Origin of the sequence: Bradyrhizobium sp. AUGA SZCCT0105 (genome assembly GCF_018129565.1) — a bacterium.
Taxonomy (GTDB): Bacteria; Pseudomonadota; Alphaproteobacteria; order Rhizobiales; family Xanthobacteraceae; genus Bradyrhizobium.
Map to the genome: position 1 here is coordinate 1059610 of NZ_JAFCMK010000002.1, position 21147 is coordinate 1080756.

Sequence of the window (21147 nt, forward strand, 5' to 3'; positions counted from 1 at the left end):
CGGCAGACGGCGCGCGCTACTTCTTGGCGGGCGCCTTCTTCTCGGTCGCCGCGCCCTTGCCTTCCGCCTCCAGCGCCGCGCGGACGCGCTTGAATTCGCTGAGGTCCGCCTTGTCGACCTCGGGGAATTTCAGCTCGAGCCTGTCGAGCGCATTGACGATGGTCGAGCCGATCACGACGCGGGCGAACCATTTGTGATCGGCCGGCACGATGTGCCAGGGCGCGTCCCCGGTCGCGGTGTGGTGGATCATCTCTTGATAGGCGGCCTGATATTTGGCCCACAGCGCACGCTCGGAGACGTCGGCCATCGAGAACTTCCAGTTCTTGGCCGGCTCCTCGAGCCGGTCGAGGAAGCGCCGGCGCTGCTCCTCCTTGGAGACATGCAGGAAGAATTTCAGGATCACGGTGCCGTTGCGCGACAGATAGCGCTCGATCGCGGAGATGTCCTCGAAGCGCTCGCGCCAGATGTTCTTGGTCACCAGCCGTTTCGGCAGCTTCTGCTTGGCGAGCACATCGGCATGAACGCGCACGACAAGGCATTCCTCGTAGTAGGAGCGGTTGAAGATGCCGATGTGGCCGCGCTCCGGCAGCGCGATCATGGCGCGCCACATGAAATCGTGGTCGAGCTCCTTGGTCGAGGGCTGCTTGAACGAGAAGACCTCGCAGCCCTGCGGGTTGACGCCCTCGAACACGCTCTTGATCGCACTGTCCTTCCCGGCGGCATCCATGCCCTGGAAGATCAGGAGCAGCGACCAGCGGTCCTGGGCGTAGAGCTTCTCCTGGAAGTCGTTGAGCCGCGTGCGGTTGGCCTCGATGATCTTGCCGCCGACGTCCTTGTCGATGCCGCCCTTCTCGGCGGTCGGATACGACTTCAGGTGAAATTCGCCCGAGCCGTCGAAGCGGAACGGCGCGACAAAGGGTTTCAATTCATCGGCGAGCGATGGGGACGGTTTGCTGCTCATGGCCTCTCGACGGCTTGCGTGGCGATTTGATCCGGTCGATCACGCTACCAAGAATGCCCTTGGGCAGGAAGATAATGAACAGCACCAGCAGCACGCCATAGACCAGATTGTCCCAGCCGACCGCCTTGGTGCCGAACGAAATGCGCAGTACCTCGGCCAGCACGATGGTGATGATGGCGCCGACCGTCGGCCCCAGCGCGACATAGACGCCGCCGACGATCGCCGCGAACACCATCTGCAAGGACACCGCGATACCGCTCACCGTGTCCGGCGAGATGAACATCTGGTACTGGCAATAGAGCGCACCGGACAGCGCGGTCATCAACGCGCTGATCAGGGTGATCTTGAGCTTCTCGGCAGTGACGTTGACGCCGGCCGCGGCGGCGGCGTCCTCATCTTCGGAGATCGCCTCCATGGCATGGCGGATCATGCTGCGGTCGATCGCGCGCCAGATCACGAGGCCTGCGACCCAGACCGCGAGCGCGATCAGATACCAGGTGGTCTTGTCGTCGAATTGCAGCGCCAACAGCCCCTTGCCGCTCGGCGCGCGCTGCGGCGTGTAGCCGAGCGAGCCGCCGGTATAGTCGCGGGTCGCGGTGATGACTTGCAGCACGATGCCGGACAGCGCCAGGGTCACCAGCACGAAATAGTGCCCGGTGATGCGGAAGCGGAAGCAGGGATAGGCGACGACGAGCGCGAGCACGCCGGCGGTTGCCATGCTCAGGGGAATCCCGATCCAGGGCGAGACGCCGAGATGATTCCAGAGCAGCGCGGTGACATAGGCGCCGATGCCCATGAAGCCGCCATGGCCGAGCGAGACCAGGCCGAAGCGGCCCATGATCGACCACGACGTATAGGCGAACGACCAGATCAGGATCAGCACCAGCACGTGCAGGTGATAGGGATCGCGGTGCACGAAGGGCAGCGCGACGAGCGCGAGCAGCGCGATGATCCAGCCGGCGGCCTGCCTGTTCACGAGCGCCTCGCCAGGAGGCCCGCGGGCCGGATGAACATCATGACGATGAAGAAGGCGAATGCCAGCACGTAGCCCCATTCGAGATCGGAGAACAGGCCGCCGAGCGAGATGATCTCGGCAAACACGAAAGCGGCAATGAAGCCGCCGATGAAATTGCCGAGGCCGCCGAGCACGCAAATCAGGAAGGTGATCGGCCCGAACGACAGCCCGACGAACGGATGCACGTCATATTGCAGCACCAGCAGGCACGCCGCGAGCCCGGCGAGCCCGCCGCCGATCGCCGAGGTGACGAGATAGATGCGCTTGGGATTGACGCCCATCAGCGGCATGATCTGGCGGTCCTGCGCGATGGCGCGGATCGCGGTGCCGGTGAAGGTGCGGGTCAGGAACAGATAGACGCCGACCATGCCGACCAGCGCCGCGCCGAACGACAATAGTCGCGCGTAGCTGAAATTCATCTCGCCGAGCGCCAACACCGGCAGGCGGATGCCGAGATTGCGGAAGTCGATGCCGAAGGCGACGGTGGCAAAACTCTGCAGGATGAACAGCACGCCGCCGGTGGCGAGCAGCTGGTTGATCGGCGGCGCCGTCAACAGCGGCGCGATGACGAAGAAATGCAACGCGGCGCCGAGCAGCGCCACCAGCAGGATGACGAGCGGCGCGGCCGCCCAGTACGGCAAATGAAAAACCTGCACGAGATAATACATGCCGTACATGCCGATCATCACGAGCTCGGCATAGCAGATCCAGGTGACGTCGATGACGCCGAAGATCAGGTTGAGCCCGAGCGCCAGGAGCGCCAGCACGCCGCCGAGCAGGATGCCGTTGATGACTGCCTCCAGCAGGTAGATGTCGAAGATGTCGAGGAAGGATTGCATGGCTACACCGGAGACCGTGACGTCATTATCCAGTTAGCCGTCATCCTGAGGTGCGCGCTCTCGCGCGCCTCGAAGGATGCACGGCCCGTCTGTGGCCGATTCATCCTTCGAGGCTCGCCCAGCGGCGCAAGTGCGCCGCTGAACTCGCACCTCAGGATGACGGGGAAATATGTGAGCGCACTCGCACGGCCTGCTGTCATCATCCTACACCCCGAGATACGCCTGCTTGATGGTGTCGCTCGCCGCGAGTTCTGCCGCCGTGCCGGCGGCGCGGATGCTGCCGGCTTCCAAGAGATAGGCGCGGTCGACCACGCGCAGCACCTGCTGCACGTTCTGCTCGACGATCAGCACGGTCAGCCCGCTGGCGCGGATGCGCTTGACCAGCTCGAACACCTGCTGCACCACGACCGGCGCGAGCCCGGCCGAGGGCTCGTCGAGCAGCAGCAGTTTCGGGTTCGACATCAGCGCGCGGCCGATCGCGCACATCTGCTGCTCGCCGCCCGACATGGTGCCGGCCATCTGGTGACGTCGCTCCTTCATGCGCGGGAACAGCTCGAACACGAAATCGAGCCGCTCGGCGTAATGCGCGCGGGCGCCGGGCATGTAGGCGCCCATCTTCAGATTGTCGTCGACGGTGAGCCGCGGAAACAGCCTTCGGTTCTCCGGCACATGCGCGATCCCGAGGCTGACGATGCGATGCGCCGGCGTCCTGACGACGTCGACCCCCTCCATCGATATCTTGCCGTTACTCGGGCGGATCAGGCCGGAGATCACACGCATCAAGGTGGTCTTGCCGGCACCGTTCGGACCGATCACACCGACCGCCTCGCCCGCCTTGACGTCGAGGCTGACGTCGAACAGCGCCTGGAAGCTGCCATAACCCGCGTCGATCGATCGGAGCTCCAGCATGCCGGTCACGCCCCGATCCGGCGGCGCGCCTGCTCGGCGACGGCGGCAGCCAGGCTCGCATCCGCATCGGTGCCGAGATAGACCTCGATCACCCTGGCATCGCCGGCGACATCGGCCGGCAGACCTTCGGCGATCTTCTCGCCGTGATCGAGCACCATCACGCGGTCGACCACGCGCATCAGCACACCCATGATGTGCTCGACCCAGATGACGGTGATGCCGAGCTCGTCGCGGATTCGGCGCAGCATGTCGGCGGCCTGGTCCATCTCGGTCTCGTCGAGACCGCCGAGGCTTTCATCGGCGAGCAAGAGTTTCGGGCCGGTCGCGAGCGCCTTAGCGAGCTCGAGCTTCTTCAACCCGGCCGCGCCCAGGCCCTCGACGCTGCTGTGCCGATCGGTCGGCAGGCCGACCATCGCCAGCGCGCGCTCGGCCGCCTCCTCGGCCTTGCTGCGGCTGTGGCGGCCCTGGCCATAGAAGCCGGCGAGCACGACATTCTCGAAAATGCTCAGGCGATGGAACGGCCGCGGGATCTGGAAGGTGCGGCCGATGCCGCCGACGATGATCCGGTGCGGGGCGAGGCCCGCGATCTCCCGGCCGTCGAACAGGATCGAGCCCTCGGTCGGCGGCAGCGTACCCGAGAGCATGTTGAAGATCGTGCTCTTGCCCGAGCCGTTCGGGCCGATCAGGCCGAGGATCTCGCCCTGCTCGACGCGGAACGACACGTTGTTGACGGCGCAAAAGCCGCCAAACCGCTTGACCAGGCCTTCGACGGCGAGCACGGCGTCCCTTTCGCGAGCGAGCTATTTGTAGCTGTAGGTGGTGCCGGCCGGCAGCGGCAGCACGGTCTCGCGCTGCATCTGGCTCTTCGGCCACACCACATAGGATTTGTCGTCGATGTATTGCAGCACCACGGGGAACGAGCGCGCGTTCTGCCCGGCGTACTGCTCGCCCTCGCCGTAGAACTTCACGCCGTAGCCGAGCATGGTGCCGCCCTCGGGAATGTCGGTGTCGAGTGCCGCCTTGCGCAACGCATCCGGATCGATGCCGCCATACTTCTTGATCGCGCGCGGCAGCACGTCGTCGAGGAACACGTAGGCGTTGGCTGCGCCGATGCCGACATGAGCGGAGCGGATCGGTACACCGGGCTTCAGTCGGTCAAACTCCTCACCGACCATCTTGATCACCGGCGGCAGCTTGGCATCCATGCCGTTCTGGTTGGCGAGCCAGATCGAGATCGGGTCGGTGTTGAAGAGATAGTTGGCGTCGGCGCCGAGGCCTTCCTTCAGTTTCTCATAGACGCCATAACCGGCGCCATGGCCGACGATGGCGCCGAACTTCAGCCCCTGCTCGCGCGCCTGGCGGAATAAGAGGGTAATGTCCGGATTGTAGCCGGTGTGGAAGATCACATCGGGCTTGGCGCGCTTCAGCTTGGTGACCAGCGCCGACAAATCGGGCGCGGTTGCCGAATAGCCCTCCTTGAGCACGATGTTGAAGCCGGCCTTCTTTGCACCGGCTTCGTTGCCCTTGGCGACGTCGACGCCGTAGGCGCCGTCCTCATGGATGATGGCAACGCGGAGGTCTTTCGGCTCCTTGCCGAACTTGGACATGGAGTATTGCGCGATGAAGTCGGTCGTCATCATGCCGTACTGGTTGCCGGCGGCCTGCGGGCGGAACACGTATTTGTAGTTCTTGCCGTCGAATACGCCCGAGGAGATGCAGGTCGTGATCCACATGAACCTCTTCATCTGGTCGACCCGGGCCGCCACCGGCACGCATTGCGCCGAGGAGAAGAAGCCCATCACCATGTCGACCTTCTCCTGCTCGAGCAGGCGGACGGCCTCGTTGATCGCGATGTCGGGCTTGCTCTGCGCGTCGGCGTAGACGGCCTCGACCTTGTAACCCTCGACGCCGATCTTGGCGTAATGGTCGAGCATGATCTTGACGCCGGTATATTGCAGCTCGGAGCCGCCACCGGCTAGCGGGCCGGTCAAATCGAAGATCACGCCGATCTTGATCTTCTTGTCCTGCGCATGCGCGGCACCGGCCACGCCCAGCGCCGCAAGCGCGACAGACAGACCCGCGAGCCAGCGGGCGGCCTTCCTGACCGGCATGAATCCCTCCCCAGAGATTGTGCACTGCATTTTTTGTTTTCGTTCGGCCCTATCACATGGGGAGCGGCCGATGATGTCAAGCGCGATGGCTGCGTCCGCACGGCGCAGGCGTGATCAAAGCTTCAGCAAATGGTCGCGGACGCACGGGCGGGTCGATAGCCAACCATTTCATTCCGCCGCGATTGCCGGTTCGACCGGGCGGGGAACGACCTTACGGGCTCGGCTGCGGCTGAAGCGGTGCAGCGCAAGGTAGACCACCGGCGTCGTGTAGAGCGTCAGGAATTGCGACACCAGCAGGCCGCCGACGATCGCGTATCCGAGCGGCTGGCGGATCTCCGCGCCGGTCCCGTGCCCGAGCGCAAGTGGCAGGGCGCCGAGCAGCGCCGCGAACGTCGTCATCATGATCGGGCGGAAGCGCTTCAGCGCCGCCTGGAAGATCGCCTCCTCCGGGTCCATAGCCTCGGTCAGCTCGGCATGGATTGCAAAATCGATCATCATGATCGCGTTCTTCTTGACGATGCCGATCAACAGGATGATGCCGATCAGCGCGATGACGCTGAGCTCGAGGTTGAACGCCATCAGGATGAGAAGCGCACCGACACCAGCCGAAGGGATCGTCGAAAGGATCGTGATCGGATGGACCAGGCTCTCATAGAGCGCACCGAGGATGATATAAACCGCGATCAGCGCCGCGAGGATCAGGAGTGGCTGGGTCTTGAGCGAGTCCTGAAAGGCCTGGGCATTGCCCTGGAAGGTGGTGATCAGGGTGGCCGGGACGTTGAGGTCACGCTTTGCCTTCTCGATCGCCTCGACGGCCTGTCCGAGCGCGGCGCCTGCAGCCAGATTGAACGACAGCGTGATCGCCGGGAACTGGCCCTGATGGCTGACCGATAGCGACCGTACGGTGCGCTTTTGTTCGACCAGCGCGCTCAGCGGCACCTGCCGCCCGCTGCTGGACGGCACGTAGATCAAATCGAGCGCGCCAGGATCGAGCTGGAACTGCGGATCGACCTCCAGGATCACCCAATAACTGTTTTGCTGGGTGAAGAACTGCGCGACCTTGCGCTGTCCGAATGCATCGTAGAGCGTATCGTCGATCGCCTGGGTGGCAACGCCGAGCCGCGATGCCGTATCTCGATTGATCTCGAGCCGCAGGGTCGGACCGGCGATCTGCTGGTCGGTCGCGACGTCGCGCAGCAACGGAATTCCCTGCAAGGTGCGAAGCAGGATCGGCGCCCAGCGATCGAGCTCGTCGAGATCGCTGTCCTGGAGCGTGAGTTGATACTGCGTGCGGCTCGCGCGTCCGCCGACATTGATGTCCTGCGACGCCTGCATGAACAGCGCAATTCCCTGCACGGCGGCAAGTTTCGGCCGCAGCCGGTCGATGATCTGGCTCGCATTTGCGTCGCGCTGGTCGCGGGGCTTGAGATTGACGAACATGCGGCCGTTATTCATGGTCTGGTTGACGCCGCCGACGCCGACCGCCGACATCACGCCGTCGATGCCCGGGTCAGCCAACAGAATGCGCTCCAGCTGCGACTGCCGCTCCAGCATGGCTGGATAGGAAACGTCCTGCGAGGATTCCGAAACGGCGACGATGAATCCGGTGTCCTGCTGCGGAAAGAAGCCCTTCGGAATCAGGACATAGAGATAGCCGGTCAGGATAATGGTCGCGATGGTCGCAGTCAGCGTGAGCCGCCGGTGACGCAGCACCCGGCGCAGGCCGGATTCGTAAACCGCGAGCATGCCATCGAAGAACCTCTCGCTCAGCGCATAGAGCCGGCCGTGCCGCTTGCCTTTTTCCTCCTGCAACAATTGCGCGCACATCATCGGCGTCAGCGTCAGCGAGATGACGGCCGACACCAGGATCGCCACGCTCACCGTGACAGCAAATTCGCGGAACAGCCGCCCGATAATGCCGCCCATCAGCAATACCGGAATGAACACCGCGATCAGCGACAGGCTCATCGAGATGATGGTGAAGCCGATTTCGCGCGAACCCTTCAGCGCAGCCGCAAGCGGCGAGTGGCCCTGCTCCAGGTACCGCGCCACATTCTCGACCATCACGATGGCGTCGTCGACGACGAATCCCGTCGCGATCGTCAATGCCATCAGTGAGAGGTTGTCGAGGCTGTAGCCGAGGACATACATCACCGCGAATGTGCCGACCAGCGACAGCGGAACGGTGATGCCGGGGATCACGGTGGCCCAGGCGTTGCGCAGGAACAAGAAGATCACCATCACCACCAGCGCGATGGTGAGCATCAGCGTGAACTGAACCTCCTCGACCGAGGCGCGGATGGTCTGGGTGCGGTCGGTAACGACATGGACGTCGACGGCCGACGGGATCGAGGCCTTCAGTCGCGGCAACGCCGCCTTGATGTGCTCGACGGTGTCGATGACGTTGGCGCCGGGTTGCCGCTCAATGATGAGGATGGCCGACGGTTGTCCATTGAAGGTGCCGGACCCGCGAATGTTTTCGGCGCCATCCACCACGGTGCTGACGTCGCCGAGCCGGACCGGCGAGCCGTTGCGCCAGGCGACGATGACCGGCCGATAGCCCGCAGCATTGAACAATTGATCGTTGTTCTCAAGCGTGAAGCCCTGGTGCTGGCCGTTCAGCGTGCCCTTGGGGGCGTTGAGCGTGGCGGTCGCGATGGCCGACCGCAGATCTTCAAGGCTCAGGCCGCGGCCCGCGAGTTCGAGCGGATTGGCTTCGACGCGCACGGCGGGCTTCTGTGCGCCGGCGATCAGCACGGCACCGACCCCGTCGACCTGGGAAAGTTGCTGTGCGAAGATGTTGTCGGCAAGGTCGCTGACCATCGTCATCGGCAGGGTGTCCGAGGTCATCGCCAGCACCATCACCGGCGGGTCCGACGGATTGGTCTTCCGATAGGTCGGCGGTGACGGCAAATTCTTCGGCAATTGCCCACCGGCGGCGTTGATCGCGGCCTGCACATCCTGTCCGGCGGCGTCGATATTGCGGGCAAGGTCGAACTGGATCGAGATCACCGATATTCCAATGCCGCTCACGGAGGTGAGCTGGGCCACGCCCGACATCTGCGCCAGCTGCCGCTCCAGCGGGCTTGCCACCGAAGAGGCCATCGTCTCCGGGCTCGTACCTGGCAACTGGGCCGTCACCTGAATGGTGGGAAAGTCGACCTGCGGCAGCGGCGCGACCGGCAACAGCAAGTAGGCGACGAGGCCGACCATTGCGAGACCCGACATCGCCAGCGCAGTTGCGATCGGACGTCGGATAAAGGGTTCGGAAATATTCATCACGTGTCGCCTTATTCTCGGCCCTGGGCCGTGGACGCGGCGCGCTCCCGCGAGGGAGCCACCGGCGCGGTCACGACGCGGGCGCCGGGCCGGAGCTTGTAGTGGCCGTCGACGACGATGGTTTCATGGGCAGCGAGGCCGCTCTCGATCAGCGCCTCGCCGTTGCTGCTGGCGGCGATCCGAACGAGGTGGGGTTCGACCGTGGAATCCTGCCGGACGACGAACGCGTAGCTGCCGTTAGGTCCCGATTGCAGCGCGGATTCCGGCACGACCGGTCCGCGGCGGACGCCGAGCAGCAGGCGGGCGCTGACGAATTGGCCGGGCCAAAGCCGCCCGTCGAGATTTTGAAAGATCGCCTTGAGTCGGATCGAGCCGGTGCCTTGATCGATCTGGTTGTCGATCAGTTCGAGACGGCCTTCGGCAAGCTTGATGCGGTCGTCCTGATCATACGCCGATACGACAAGCGCCCCGCCCTGCATCGCATCGACGATCTCCGGGAGATATTTCTGCGGCAAGGTGAAGATCACGCCGATCGGCGCCACTTGCGTGATCACGACAAGTCCGCCCGGATCGGAGGCATGAACAATGTTGCCCTGATCGATCAGGCGAATGCCGGTGCGGCCGGCGAGTGGCGAGACGATCGTTGTATAGCCCAGCTGCACGCGCGCATTGTCGATCACCGCCTGATCATGCGCGATCGCAGCCTGATATTGCGCGACCAGCGCTTCCTGGGTATCGACGCTCTGGCGGGTGGCGAACTCCTTGACCAAGAGCTTGCTGTAACGCTCCAGGTCAAGCCTGGCATTGGCGAGCAGCGCTTCGTCACGCGCCTTGTCGGCCTCGGCCTGATGCAGTTGCGCCTGATAGGGGCGCGGATCGATCTGCGCTATCAGGTCGCCGACCTGTACATCCTGGCCTTCGCGAAAGGCGATCTTTTGCACCTCGCCATCGACGCGCACTTTCACGGTCACGGTGTTGTAGGCCTGGACCGTGCCGAGTCCTACGCGCGAAATCGCGAAGTCCTGATCCTTCACCACACCGGCCGTCACAGGCACAGGCCGCGCAGGTGCGGTATTCGCGGCCGGTTTCATGACGCTGGACGGAATGCCTTCGCGCCACAGATAAGTGCCTGATACCGCAAGCACGGCTGCAGACAGGCCCGCAATCCACAGTTTAGGAGCGTTCATCGTGTTGTCCTGTCATGGAAGGGGCTGACTTGTCCTTCCGCTGGCGCGTCCCCCGGAACGGGATTATTATTTATACGACGTATAACTTATACGGCGTAAAAGCAAGAGCTGATGCCGTGGAACGCCGATCGGGGGGCTTGGCTCACAGGATCTTGAAGGCCGCCGACGCCCGGTGGCAGTCGGACGGCGAGAAGGCGGAGCGCGACTACGCTGTGCACCAGACCGAAGACCGAGCATGGCCGCTCGGGGTTTCAGAACTAGTCTACCGAGAAAAGAAAAGGACTGACTGAAACGAGCGGCGTTCCGTCGCTCGTTTGCTTCACTCGAAATTCTATTTCCTTTTCCGCGCTCGTATCCAGAACGCTAACGGACAGTATCGCAATGCACGTGACTTCTCGCGTTGCCTTGTCCCTTGACTTCACGAGTATCGTGCCGTCCAGGCTGTAGGCGGCGCTTTTCCTTGCACCGTCCAAGATCGCCGATTTTTCAGTATCCGATTTCGCAGCATTCATCATTGCTTCAAGCGAACTCGAGTATTTGAGAGTAAAAGTCACCAGCTTGTTATTTTGATCGTCCGAAAATGTCTTGAGTACCGAACTGCGGGCATTCAAGGAACGACACTCCTGCTCCGCAAGTTGGTCCGCTTCGCCACAGCCGCTCAACAAGAGCAGCAGAACGAAGCGTGCCAGAAGCGCCTGCCTTTCCCTCATCGGTCTCATTGGACTGCCTGTGTCGGATTGCCCCGATACGCTTTGCGCCAGACCGGCGACAGAGCGTGACCGCGGGCAGATAGTTGCGCCGGAGTTTCGGTCGGCCGAGCCATTGCACGGCCTCGATCCAAAGCGCGCCATCCTGGCGCCGCAACGGTCGGATTCCGCTTCGGTCGGTGCCGAGCACCTCATCAAAGCGCCGCTCTATACTAATTGAATTCGGCGGCATGGAGCTTCACGAAATCGCGCGTGTTCACCGGTGCTTTGCCCGTGAGCTTGTATATAGTGTCCGTCATGCGGTCGTAACGCCCCTCCCGGTTCAACTCGGTCATGGCCGAGAGATGGCTGACGACGTGCTCGGGAAACCCCGCCCGCCGAAGGCCTTCGCTCCACGCCGCGAGCGGGACGTCGCGATATCGGATGGGCCTGCCGAGCGCCTCGGAGAAAGCACGCGCATGGTGGTTCAGATCGGCGGATTCCGGCCCCGTCAGATCGTAGATTCGTCCGATATGTGGTGCGGGATCGTCGAGGATCGCCGCGACCGCGCGCGCCACATCGACCGCCGAGATCGGCGAGGTCTTGCCATCGCCCATCGGAAGCGCCAACTCGCCGGAGGCCCGCACGCCGGCGGCGGCGAGCATCAGAAAGAAGCCCTCAAGGAACACTGTCGGCCGCACCGTGACGACAGGCAGTCCTGACCAGGCCAGAGCCTGCTCCGCCAGCCAGTGCAGCCTGTGCTGCGGGCTGTCGGTGGTCTCGTTGATGCTCATCTGCGAGACCGTCATCTGCGACATGTTCACGAAAGCCTCAACGCCGTGGTGCCGCGCCACCGCGGCAGTATTGATCGTAGCTTCCAGGTAAGCCGCCGAGACAGACATACCGAAATAGATACGCCGGCAACCTTCGATCGCGCGGTGCATCGAGGCGAGGTCCGTCAGGTCGCCCTTTACGACCTCTGCGCCGAGCCGCCGCAAGGCTTCGGCGCGCGCGTCCTCCCGCCGAACCAAGGCGCGCACCTTGTGGCCATTCTTGAGCAGAAATTCGGTGAGGCTGCGGCCGACGCCGCCCACAGCGCCGGCTGCTCCGGTCACGAGAATCGGCTTGTCGTGCTTGTGTTTCGTCGTCATGTTGCTGACTCTTGGGTTGCGTTCAAAGGACGAACTGCGTGATATCTGTGATGCCCGGGGGCTCGAACCCGGAGATGGTGCGCATTGTGCTGCGACCCGACCTCAGCGCGTCGGCAACCCGGCCTGCCGCATGACGAAACGCTGGATCCGCGGGATGACGATGATCAACATCGGGACGATCACGACGTAGCTCGTTGCTGCGGCCTTCAGCCAGCGCAGGGCGAAATCGGGCTGGAACCCATAGTTCATGGCGAGACCGACGAACGACATGCTGGTCGACGTGATCAGGCCGGTGATCAAGGAGATCGAGGGTCCAATCAGTTTCGGGGAAAGGGCCATTTGCTTGCTCCTGGGTACGGGGTTATTATTTAGACGGCGTATAACTTATACAATGTAAAAGCAAGAGGGCCGATGCCGAGAACTGCCGATCCGGAGCTGCCTCACAGGATCTTGAAGGCCGCCGACACGCTGTGGCAGTCGGGCGGCGAGGAGGCTGTGACGATCCGCGGCGTCGCCGCGGAAGCAGCCACCACGACGCCGACGGTCTATAGCTACTACGCCGACCGGGAGGCGTTGCTGACGGCGTTACGCGCGCTGGCTTTTCAGCGCTTCTCGGCCTACCTCGCAAAATCCCGCGACTTTCAGGACACCTGCGTACGGCATCTCGAGTTCGGCAGCACCCACCCCCGCGATTATGAATTGCTCTACGGGCGTGGCTGGATGGAGCGCGTCACCACGGGTGCGCAGGCCGGCGAGATCGAACGATACACCACCCATATCGTGCGTGCCGGTGTCGATGAAAGCAGGGCCGCGCACATCGCCTATCCGATCATGATGATGCTGCACGGCGTGGTGATGCATCGGCTGTTGAACAAGAAGCCGGGTCCCCTCGGCCGGACGATTGCAGCAGCCTGTCTCGACGCCTGCATGACCCTGCTTGAAAGTGCGCGGCAGGGGAAATAGCAGATTGCGATTTAGAACCCGCGGAGACGATTGAAGAAACCCATCACCATGTCGACCTTCTCCTGCTCGAGCAGGCGGACGGCCCTCCTGACCGGCATGAATCCCTCCCCAGAGATTGTGCACTGCATTTTTGCTTTCGTCCGTCCTATCACAGGGGGAGCGGCCGATGACGTCAAACGCGATGGCTGCGTCGCCACGGCGCAGGCCTGCGCAAAGTTTCGGCGAAGCGCTGCCGACGACCTTTCAGACCGGAGAACTACGGAGGGCAGCTTCGCTATTTCTGACTTATCCTGAGGCCTGCGAAGTAGCTGTCATTGGAGGCGACACATGACTCATATGCTTTGCAGAACGAGACTCATCTCGTGGTTCGGTGCGTGCGTGCTTGGATTGGGAGCGTGGCTTGCCGCTTCGTCGGCTGCGGTGGCGCAGAATTCACCTTCTGCCGAGGCCAGGCTGAAGGAGTTGAATATTACGCTGCCGCCCGTGCCTTTTCCCGTCGCCAACTACGTCGATGCGGTCCGGGTTGGCAATCTGCTCTTTCTCGCGGGAAACACCCCAGCGGCTGACTGGAAGTACAAGGGCAAGGTGGGGAAGGACCTCACCGTGCAGGAAGGCTATGACACGGCCCGTCAGGTCGGCCTGATCATGTTGGCGAAGGTGCGCGTCGCACTTGGGAGCCTCGATCGCGTCAAGCGCGTGGTCAAGGTCTTCGGAATGGTCAATTCGGCCGAAGGCTTTGGTGATCAGCCGAAAGTCGTGAACGGCTTCTCCGATTTGATGGTGGAGATCTTCGGCGAGGCGGCCGGCAAACACGCGCGATCTGCTGTTGGAATGGCGGGCCTTCCATTCAACAACGCTGTGGAGGTCGAGATGATCGTTGAAGTGGCCGAATGATCGGCCGTTGCATCGAGTCAAGGTCCGTCGATTACCGACGATCCCCCGTCAGAAGCGCTCACGCCCTACGCAGGCAGCTGCGTTTCGATGAACGCGGTGACGAAGCGCGGCATTGCGGCCGAGAGATCGGCACGGCTCCGCACCAGATGGATGCCGGCGAGTTCGGGATTTTTTTGAAGCGCGAGATTGGATTCGATGCGCGCACGCAGCGTGTCAGCGGGCATGTCGACGCGCAGGATCTGCATCATTGCGAGCGCAACGCCGGTGTAGATGCAGTGCCAATCGGCATCCGCGCGGCAATCCGCGGCGGTAAGACCGGTCTCCTCCTCGAGCTCCCGCATCACGCTGCCGGCGATATCGACCGTCTCGCCGCTGATGTCGTCGAGATCGGGCGTGCCGGAGGGAAAGTAGATCCGTCCGGCATTCGCGGTCCGCTCGCCCATCACGCCGCACACGAAGGCGCCGTCGCTCGAGAGCAGCGCTCCCATGCCGAAGCCGTTGAAGACCTCATTGTCCGGAAAGCCCCAGTCGCGCCAGGCGAGGAAGCTTGCGAAATCGGTCTCGAAATAGCGCGCGCTAAGCCGCTCGCCGGCAAACACCGGATCGCGCCCGAGCAGGACGCGGCCGTTCCACAGGTTCGGGTTCAGCCGCTGCTGCTCGGCGAAATGCGCGTCGATCTCGTCGCGCCGCTCGTCCGCGAACGGCCAGGGACGCTGCTGCAATGCCAGATCGAGCGTGGTGACGCGGCAAATCAGCGGAGACTGCATGTCGGGCACAGCGCGCTTACTTCGCGCTTCCGGTCGTCTTCTTGACCTGATCCACGAACTTGTTGGTGTAGGTCTTGGTGACGTCGATGCCGGCCTTTGCGACCTCCGGCGAGCCTTCGCTGAACACGGCGAGCACCGCTTCGGCGCCCTTGGGATCCATCTTGCCGGTCTCGGAATACATCGGGATCGTGTTCTTCAGCGCGGCCAGATATTGCTCCTTGTTCTTGCCGACAAGCTCCTCCGGCATCTTGGCCATGATGTCCTCGGCCGAATGCGAATGGATCCAGGCCAGCGTCGCCATGATGGCATTGGTCAGCGCCTGCACTTCCTTCTCGTGGCCGTTGACCCAGGCCGTGGTCGAATAGAGCGCGCCGCCGGGATATTCGCCGCCGAACACCGCGAGCGTGTCGTGCTGGGTGCGGGTGTCGCTGAGAATCTTGAGGTCGGCGTGGCTGCCTTGCAGCACGGTGACAGAGGGATCGAGCATCACGGCGGCATCGATCTGGCCCTGCTCCATTGCGGCCACCGCGGTGGCGCCGAGGCCGACGCCGATCACGGCGGTGCCTTGGGGATCGAGGCCGTTCTTCTTCAACATGTATTTCAGGAAGAAGTCGGTCGAAGAGCCCGGCGCGCTGACGCCGACCTTCTTGCCGGCAAGATCCTTGATCGAGTTGATCTCGCCGGTATGCTTCGGCGAGACCACCAGCACCAGACCGGGATAGCGGTCATAGACTACAAAGGCCTGCATCTCCTGCTTCTTGGCGGCGATATTGACGCAGTGGTCGAAATAGCCGGAGACGACGTCGGCGCTGCCGCCAAGCACGGCCTTCAGCGCATCCGAGCCGCCCTTGAGGTCGACCAGCTCGACCGCGAGCCCGGCCTTGTCATATTCGCCAAGCTGCTTGGCCAGCACGGTGGGCAGATAGCACAGGCAGGCGCCGCCCCCGACCGCGATGGTGATCTTGCTTTGCGCCGCGGCAAGGCCCGTGGACAGCGTCAGCGCCAGCAGCGCTCCGGCAAGCTTGCCCAGCAGTTTGTTCATGACGTCCTCCGTTCGACTGGCCGGCACGATAGAGGAGCAGGCCTGCCTTGAGAAGGCGACTTTCCGGTAACTGGTCAAGCCTGCGGCCACGGCATAGCATCGCGGATACGGGAAAACACCGAAGAAGCACCAAGAATATTTCAAGGGAAACACCAAGGGAGATCTTCATGAATCGTCTTGCAACCGCGCTGTCGGTCGCCGCGGCCTTCGCCGCCGGCTGTGGCGTCACCCATCTGCTGCGGCCGGCGCTCGCGGCCGAGAGCATCACCGCGCAGGTCATCCACACCGGCGAGATGGAGGGCGACAAGCTCGGCGACGCCAACAAGGTCGGCTTCCGCTCCAAGACGTTCGTCTCGGCCGACGGCGCCACCGTCTCGATCCAGGACGGCAATGTGCCAAAGCACATGCACCCCAACACCAACGAGATGCAATTCGTGCTCGAAGGCACCGGCACGGTCTGGCTCGGCGACAAGGAAGTGACGGTCAAGCCGGGCGATTTGATCGTGATCCCGAAGGGCACGCCGCATGGCGGCAACAAGCCGAACGGCCGCGCCATCAAGTCGATCGCGATCAAGACGCCACCGCAGGCGCCGGATGATACGAAGCTGCTGGATTAACGACGGTCCGTCAGCCGTCATCGCGAGGCGCGTCCGACCGTGCAAGCACCGTCACCCTGAGGAGGCCGCGAAGCGGCCGTCTCGGAGGGTCGACGGCCCGACTGTGGCCGTCCATCCTTCGAGGCTCGCTCCGCTCGCACCTCCAGCGACAAAGGCGAAGCCTTTGCGCGGGGATGAAGGTGCTTGCAAGGGCTCATAGCTGTCAGGCGCGCAACTGACGGTTCCATGACACCACGATCAACGGATTATTCACTTGCCTCACCTCCGCTCGCTCCATAATATGATGATCGTAATTTTATAGAGAGCGAACCATGAGCCTGGACGATCACCCCACGGTCAGGGCGGTGCGCGCGCGCAGCAGCCAGCACGTTCGCGACGTCCCCGTCTCTTCGGAACTGCTGAAGCGGATCGCGCGGGAGTGCGGCGCCGATGATGTCGGCATCATCGAGTTCGAACGCGCCGCCATCGCGCCGCAGCGGGATTTCATCCGCAAGGTCTATGGGCGGACGCGTTCCCTGCTTGCGATCGTGTGCCACATGAACCGCGAGCCGGTGCGCTCGCCTTCGCGCTCCGTCGCCAACGAGGAATTCCACGGCACCTACGATCACGTCAACGAAACCGCACGTGCCATCGTTCGCGCGCTCGACGAGCACGGCATCCCGGCCTGCAATTCCGTCGCCGCGTTCCCGATGGAGATGGACCTGCCCCGGATCATGATGGTCCAGCACAAGCCGATCGCGGTGGAGGCCGGGCTCGGGCGGATGGGCATCCATCGCAGCATCATCCACCCGAAATTCGGCAGCTTCGTCCTGCTCGGCACCGTCCTGCTCGGATGCGAGGTGAACGCCTATGACCAGCCGATCGACTACAATCCCTGCCTGGAGTGCAAGCTCTGCGTCGCGGCTTGCCCGGTCGGCGCCATTAAGCCGGACGGCGGCTTCGATTTCCTGTCCTGCCACACCCACAATTATCACGACTTCCTCGGCAACTTCACGCAGTGGGTGGAGAAGGTCGCGGATTCCAAGGACGCCAAGGATTATCGCGCCCGTGTCCCCCGCACCGAGACGTTGAACATCTGGCAATCGCTGTCGTTCAAGCCGGGCTACAAGGCAGCCTATTGCATCTCGGCCTGTCCGGCCGGCGAAGACGTGATCGGCCCCTTCCTGCATGATCGCGACGCGCATTTCGCCGACGTCGTGCAGCCGCTGATCGACAAGGACGAGTTCGTCTACGTGATCCCGGATACCGACGCCGAGGACACGGTGACGCGGCGCTTTCCGCACAAGAAGGTCCAGCATGTCACGTCCGGCCGCCATACCGGCAGCATCCAGGCCTACATCTTCTCGCTCTCGCTCGGATTTCAGCGCGGCAGGGCGCGCGGTCTGGATTTCGTGACGCATCTGCGCTTCACCGGGGCAAGCGCGCTGGACATGACAGTCGTCATCAAGGGCAAGGATCTGCAGGTGGTGCCGGGGCGTCATGTCGGAGACGCGGCGCTGAACATCACCGCCGATACCCAGGCATGGCTGCGCATCCAGAACCGCGACCTCGACCTGGCCGACGCGATTGCCTCAGAGCTGTTGAGCTACAGCGATGAGAAGCTGTTCGCGGCCTACATGCGATGCTTCCCGCTGTAAGTGGCCGCGTAGGGTGGGTTAGCCGAAGGCGTAACCCGCCATCTTTCATTGCCGCACAAAGTTGGCGGGTTACGCGGCGCCAACCCGCCCTACGATCTTTGACCCGCCTTACCTCTCCACGTCATTGCGAGCGAAGCGAAGCAATCCATCTGTCCGCGCACGCAGATGGATGGATTGCTTCGTCGCTTCGCTCCTCGCAATGACGGCGTCGTGCGTCACACCAACAGACCACCGCCATCCACGGCAAGAATCTGACCGGTCACGTAGCTGTTCAGCATCAGATAGACATAGGTGGTGGCCGCTTCGGCCGGCGATGCAGCGCGCGGTAACGGCAAGCCTGCCACGTAGCCGCGCACCCTCTCCTCCGGCATCTGCTTGACGCGCTCGGTGAGAATGAGCCCCGGGCAGACGGCATTGACGCGGACCGGCGCGAGATCGACGGCAAGGCCGCGCGCCAGGCTCTCCATGGCACCCGCGGCCGCGGTAACAAACGGCATCCCCTTTTGCGGGCGGTGTGCCAGCAGGCCGCCGGTCAGCGTGATCGAACCGCTCGCAGCGATCACACGGCTGGCGTGCTTGACCGCCGCGAGCGAGCCCCAGAAACGAAGAGTGAGAGCCTCGCGCGCGGCGACGAGATCGAGATCCCGCGTGGCACCGAACGCCGGAAGGCCCTGATCGCCGGCCGTGATCGCGAGGTGATCGAAGGCGCCGACCTGCTCGAAGAAGCGCGACACGCCGGCTTCGTCGCGCAGATCGACGGTGCTGCCCAAAGATCCCGGCAGCCGCGCGACCGCCGCATCGACATTGGCCGCCTTGCTGGAAGCAATTACCACCTCCGCGCCCTGCTCCCGCGCGAGCGCAGCGACCGCGAAGCCGATCCCCGACGATCCTCCGATTGCGATCACGCGCTTGCCGTCGAGCGACATCTTGGCGTCTGTCATGGTCCGTCCTCCGCCGCAGCTACGCGAAATAGGCAGGGTGATCGATGTCAGCGATCAGCCCGGGCTGCTGCGGCTGCCAGTCGAGCCGCGCGCGCGTCCGCGCACTCGAGGTCGGCACATCGAAGGCGACGAACCTGCCGAACATGCCGAAATGCTCGGCCGCCTCCTCTGAAGATTTCGACACCAGCGGAACGTTGAGCCGGCGGGCGATGACCTCGGCGATCGCCTTGAACGGCACGCCCTCGTCGGCGACCGCATGGAATGGGCCGCCTTCGACGCCGCGCTCGAGCGCGAGCCGGTAGACACGCGCCGCATCCAGCCGATGCACACCGGGCCAGCGATTCTGCCCCTCACCGATATAGGCCGAGACGCCCTTCTCGCGCGCAAAGGCGACGAGGCGCGGCACGAAGCCGTGGTCGCCATGACCATGCACCGAGGGCGGCAGCCGCACGACGGCCGCAGGTACGCCGCGCGATGCCACGGCCATCGTCGTCGCCTCGGACGCACGCGGATAGGCCTCGGAGACTGGAATCGGCGGATCGTCTTCGGTTGCGACGCGGCCCTGCGCCACCCGCGCGACGCCCGATGTCGTGATCAGCGGACGTTTCGAGCCTTCGAGTACGGCACCGAGCGTCTCGATCGCGCGCCGGTCATCCGCGCAGTTCTGCGCAAACTTCGAGAAGTCGTGGTTGAAGGCGCAATGGATCACAGCGTCGGCCCGCGCGGCGCCGCTCTTCAGGCTGTCGAGATCCTCCAGCGTTCCGTAGTGAACCTCGGCGCCGGCGGCGGCGAGCGTTTGCGCGCCCTTGTCGGAACGGGTCATGCCGAGCACCCGATGGCCGGCGGCAATCAGATCGTCAGTGACGGCCGAGCCGACCCAACCGGTGGCTCCAGTGACAAACACGCGCATCAGCAAGTCTCCAGGTTTTGCAGGCGACAAATCTGGGTCGTTGCGCTATCGTGGTAAAGTAGTGACTTTATCATGGTATAATGGCTAACAGGATGAGCGAACCGCTCGCGCAAGAGAATCTGCTCGGCGCCTATCTGAAGGACCGCCGCAGCAAGCTCGATCCGGCGACGTTCGGATTTCCGCCGGAGCGGCGGCGCACGCCGGGCCTGCGCCGCGAGGAAGTGGCGCAACGCGCCAACATCTCGGCGACCTGGTACACCTGGCTCGAACAGGGCCGCGGCGGCGCGCCGTCGGCCGATGTGCTCGACCGCATCGCGCGTGCGTTGATGCTGACCGAAGTCGAGCGCGAGCATCTGTTCCTGCTCGGCCTCGGCCGCACGCCCGAGGTGCGCTATCAGAAGAGTGAGGGCGTCTCGCCGCGGCTGCAGCGCGTGCTCGACGCGCTGGAGCCACGCCCGGCCATCATCAGGACCGCGACATGGGATGTCGTCGCCTGGAATCGGGCGGCGACCGTGATGCTGACGGACTACGGATCGCTGCCACCGCGCGAGCGCAACGTGCTGCGCTTCATGTTCCTCGATCGGCGCGTCCGCGCCGCGCAACATGACTGGGCCAGCGTGGCGCGCTTCGTCGTTGGCGCCTTCAGGGTGGACGCGATGCGCGCCGGTGCGGCCGTCGAGGTGCAACCTTTTGTCGATGAGCTCTGCCGGCTCAGCCCGGAATTCGCGGCGCTCTGGCGCGACAACGACGTGCGAACCCATGGCGAAGGCGTCAAGCAGCTCCGGCATCCGGTCCTCGGCCCGGTCAAGTTCGAATACTCAGCGTTCGCGGTCGATGGCCGGTCCGACCTCAGCATGATCGTCTACAATCCTGTTGACCCGGAGGTGATGGAGAAGATCCGCGGGCTGATGGAGGCTGCGCCGGCAGACGAACGGAGATGACCGGCGCGCGCTTCTCACAAAACGAAACGCAAATTGCGTCGCTTCTCTGACACGACCTCAGGTATAGTCGCCCCACCACCGAGCCAACGGTGGGATTTGGGAGAAGATAGCAATGAAGGCCTCGTTAGTCCTCGCGGGCCTAGCTGTCGCGATCGTGTCGATTGCCCCCCGCAAATGCTGAGAACAAACCCAAACTCGCTAAGCAAGCGGCCTCGGGACCGGCCTGCTCAGTCTCCGGTACCTGGCCCAATCCTACGCCGGTGGTTTGCTGGCCAGAGGGCGTCAAGCGCTTCCACA

The 21147-nt window shown here is 63.6% G+C and carries 20 protein-coding genes; 5 read left to right on the plus strand and 15 right to left on the minus strand.

Features of this window, described 5'->3' with window-relative positions; genetic code table 11:
- Window positions 1–16: 16 nt before the first annotated feature.
- The 11 genes from JQ573_RS14105 to JQ573_RS14155 form a co-directional block, all read right to left on the minus strand.
- A complete protein-coding gene (locus tag JQ573_RS14105) occupies window positions 17–961 on the minus strand; it encodes a polyphosphate kinase 2 family protein (protein WP_212310439.1) in 945 nt (314 codons plus the stop codon).
- Complete coding sequence (locus tag JQ573_RS14110) at window positions 927–1937, minus strand: branched-chain amino acid ABC transporter permease (protein WP_212310440.1); 1011 nt, start codon at window positions 1935–1937, stop codon at window positions 927–929. The genes JQ573_RS14105 and JQ573_RS14110 overlap by 35 nt, the downstream gene beginning before the upstream one ends.
- A complete protein-coding gene (locus JQ573_RS14115) occupies window positions 1934–2815 on the minus strand; it encodes a branched-chain amino acid ABC transporter permease (RefSeq protein ID WP_212310441.1) in 882 nt (293 codons plus the stop codon). The genes JQ573_RS14110 and JQ573_RS14115 overlap by 4 nt, the downstream gene beginning before the upstream one ends.
- A gap of 204 nt (window positions 2816–3019) precedes the next feature.
- Window positions 3020–3724, minus strand: coding sequence for an ABC transporter ATP-binding protein (locus JQ573_RS14120; protein ID WP_212310785.1), 705 nt, complete (start codon window positions 3722–3724; stop codon window positions 3020–3022).
- A gap of 5 nt (window positions 3725–3729) precedes the next feature.
- Entirely contained in the window at window positions 3730–4503 is a 774-nt protein-coding gene (locus JQ573_RS14125; protein WP_212310442.1) for an ABC transporter ATP-binding protein, read from the minus strand.
- A 21-nt stretch (window positions 4504–4524) separates the two neighbouring features.
- On the minus strand, window positions 4525–5835 hold the full coding sequence (locus tag JQ573_RS14130; RefSeq protein ID WP_212310443.1) for an ABC transporter substrate-binding protein: 1311 nt from the start codon (window positions 5833–5835) through the stop codon (window positions 4525–4527).
- A 168-nt stretch (window positions 5836–6003) separates the two neighbouring features.
- The gene (locus JQ573_RS14135) at window positions 6004–9114 is read right to left on the minus strand and encodes a multidrug efflux RND transporter permease subunit (RefSeq protein ID WP_212310444.1); all 3111 of its coding nucleotides are present in this window, start codon (window positions 9112–9114) and stop codon (window positions 6004–6006) included.
- Window positions 9115–9125: 11 nt separating this feature from the next.
- A complete protein-coding gene (locus tag JQ573_RS14140; RefSeq protein WP_212310445.1) occupies window positions 9126–10301 on the minus strand; it encodes an efflux RND transporter periplasmic adaptor subunit in 1176 nt (391 codons plus the stop codon).
- Between the two features lie 257 nt (window positions 10302–10558).
- Window positions 10559–11011, minus strand: a complete 453-nt coding sequence (locus JQ573_RS14145; RefSeq protein ID WP_212310446.1) for a hypothetical protein — start codon at window positions 11009–11011, stop codon at window positions 10559–10561.
- A 209-nt stretch (window positions 11012–11220) separates the two neighbouring features.
- Window positions 11221–12138 (minus strand): SDR family NAD(P)-dependent oxidoreductase, encoded by a 918-nt coding sequence (locus JQ573_RS14150; RefSeq protein ID WP_212310447.1) that lies wholly within the window; start codon window positions 12136–12138, stop codon window positions 11221–11223.
- A 102-nt stretch (window positions 12139–12240) separates the two neighbouring features.
- Window positions 12241–12477 carry a DUF2798 domain-containing protein gene (locus tag JQ573_RS14155; RefSeq protein ID WP_092115815.1) on the minus strand — a complete coding sequence of 79 codons (237 nt, stop codon included), beginning with the start codon at window positions 12475–12477 and terminating at the stop codon, window positions 12241–12243.
- Window positions 12478–12549: 72 nt separating this feature from the next.
- Between JQ573_RS14155 and JQ573_RS14160 the strand changes: the two genes are divergently transcribed.
- Both JQ573_RS14160 and JQ573_RS14165 read left to right on the plus strand, forming a co-directional pair.
- Window positions 12550–13101 (plus strand): TetR family transcriptional regulator, encoded by a 552-nt coding sequence (locus JQ573_RS14160; RefSeq protein ID WP_092115816.1) that lies wholly within the window; start codon window positions 12550–12552, stop codon window positions 13099–13101.
- A gap of 327 nt (window positions 13102–13428) precedes the next feature.
- Entirely contained in the window at window positions 13429–13995 is a 567-nt protein-coding gene (locus tag JQ573_RS14165; protein WP_249131684.1) for a RidA family protein, read from the plus strand.
- Between the two features lie 65 nt (window positions 13996–14060).
- Here the strand turns inward: JQ573_RS14165 and JQ573_RS14170 are convergent, their stop codons facing one another.
- A complete protein-coding gene (locus tag JQ573_RS14170; RefSeq protein WP_212310448.1) occupies window positions 14061–14762 on the minus strand; it encodes an NUDIX hydrolase in 702 nt (233 codons plus the stop codon).
- A gap of 16 nt (window positions 14763–14778) precedes the next feature.
- Window positions 14779–15804, minus strand: coding sequence for an ABC transporter substrate-binding protein (locus JQ573_RS14175; RefSeq protein WP_212310449.1), 1026 nt, complete (start codon window positions 15802–15804; stop codon window positions 14779–14781).
- A gap of 167 nt (window positions 15805–15971) precedes the next feature.
- Here JQ573_RS14175 and JQ573_RS14180 point away from each other — a divergent pair, with 167 nt between their 5' ends.
- Entirely contained in the window at window positions 15972–16421 is a 450-nt protein-coding gene (locus JQ573_RS14180; RefSeq protein ID WP_212310450.1) for a cupin domain-containing protein, read from the plus strand.
- Window positions 16422–16732: 311 nt separating this feature from the next.
- Window positions 16733–18058, plus strand: a complete 1326-nt coding sequence (locus JQ573_RS14185) for a 4Fe-4S binding protein (RefSeq protein ID WP_212310451.1) — start codon at window positions 16733–16735, stop codon at window positions 18056–18058.
- A 215-nt stretch (window positions 18059–18273) separates the two neighbouring features.
- Here the strand turns inward: JQ573_RS14185 and JQ573_RS14190 are convergent, their stop codons facing one another.
- Both JQ573_RS14190 and JQ573_RS14195 read right to left on the minus strand, forming a co-directional pair.
- On the minus strand, window positions 18274–18999 hold the full coding sequence (locus JQ573_RS14190) for an SDR family oxidoreductase (RefSeq protein ID WP_212310452.1): 726 nt from the start codon (window positions 18997–18999) through the stop codon (window positions 18274–18276).
- Window positions 19000–19018: 19 nt separating this feature from the next.
- The gene (locus JQ573_RS14195) at window positions 19019–19909 is read right to left on the minus strand and encodes an SDR family oxidoreductase (RefSeq protein WP_212310453.1); all 891 of its coding nucleotides are present in this window, start codon (window positions 19907–19909) and stop codon (window positions 19019–19021) included.
- A 92-nt stretch (window positions 19910–20001) separates the two neighbouring features.
- On the opposite strand from JQ573_RS14195, the gene JQ573_RS14200 reads away from it, so the two are divergent.
- A complete protein-coding gene (locus JQ573_RS14200; protein WP_212310454.1) occupies window positions 20002–20850 on the plus strand; it encodes a helix-turn-helix transcriptional regulator in 849 nt (282 codons plus the stop codon).
- The last annotated feature ends 297 nt before the right edge of the window (window positions 20851–21147 follow it).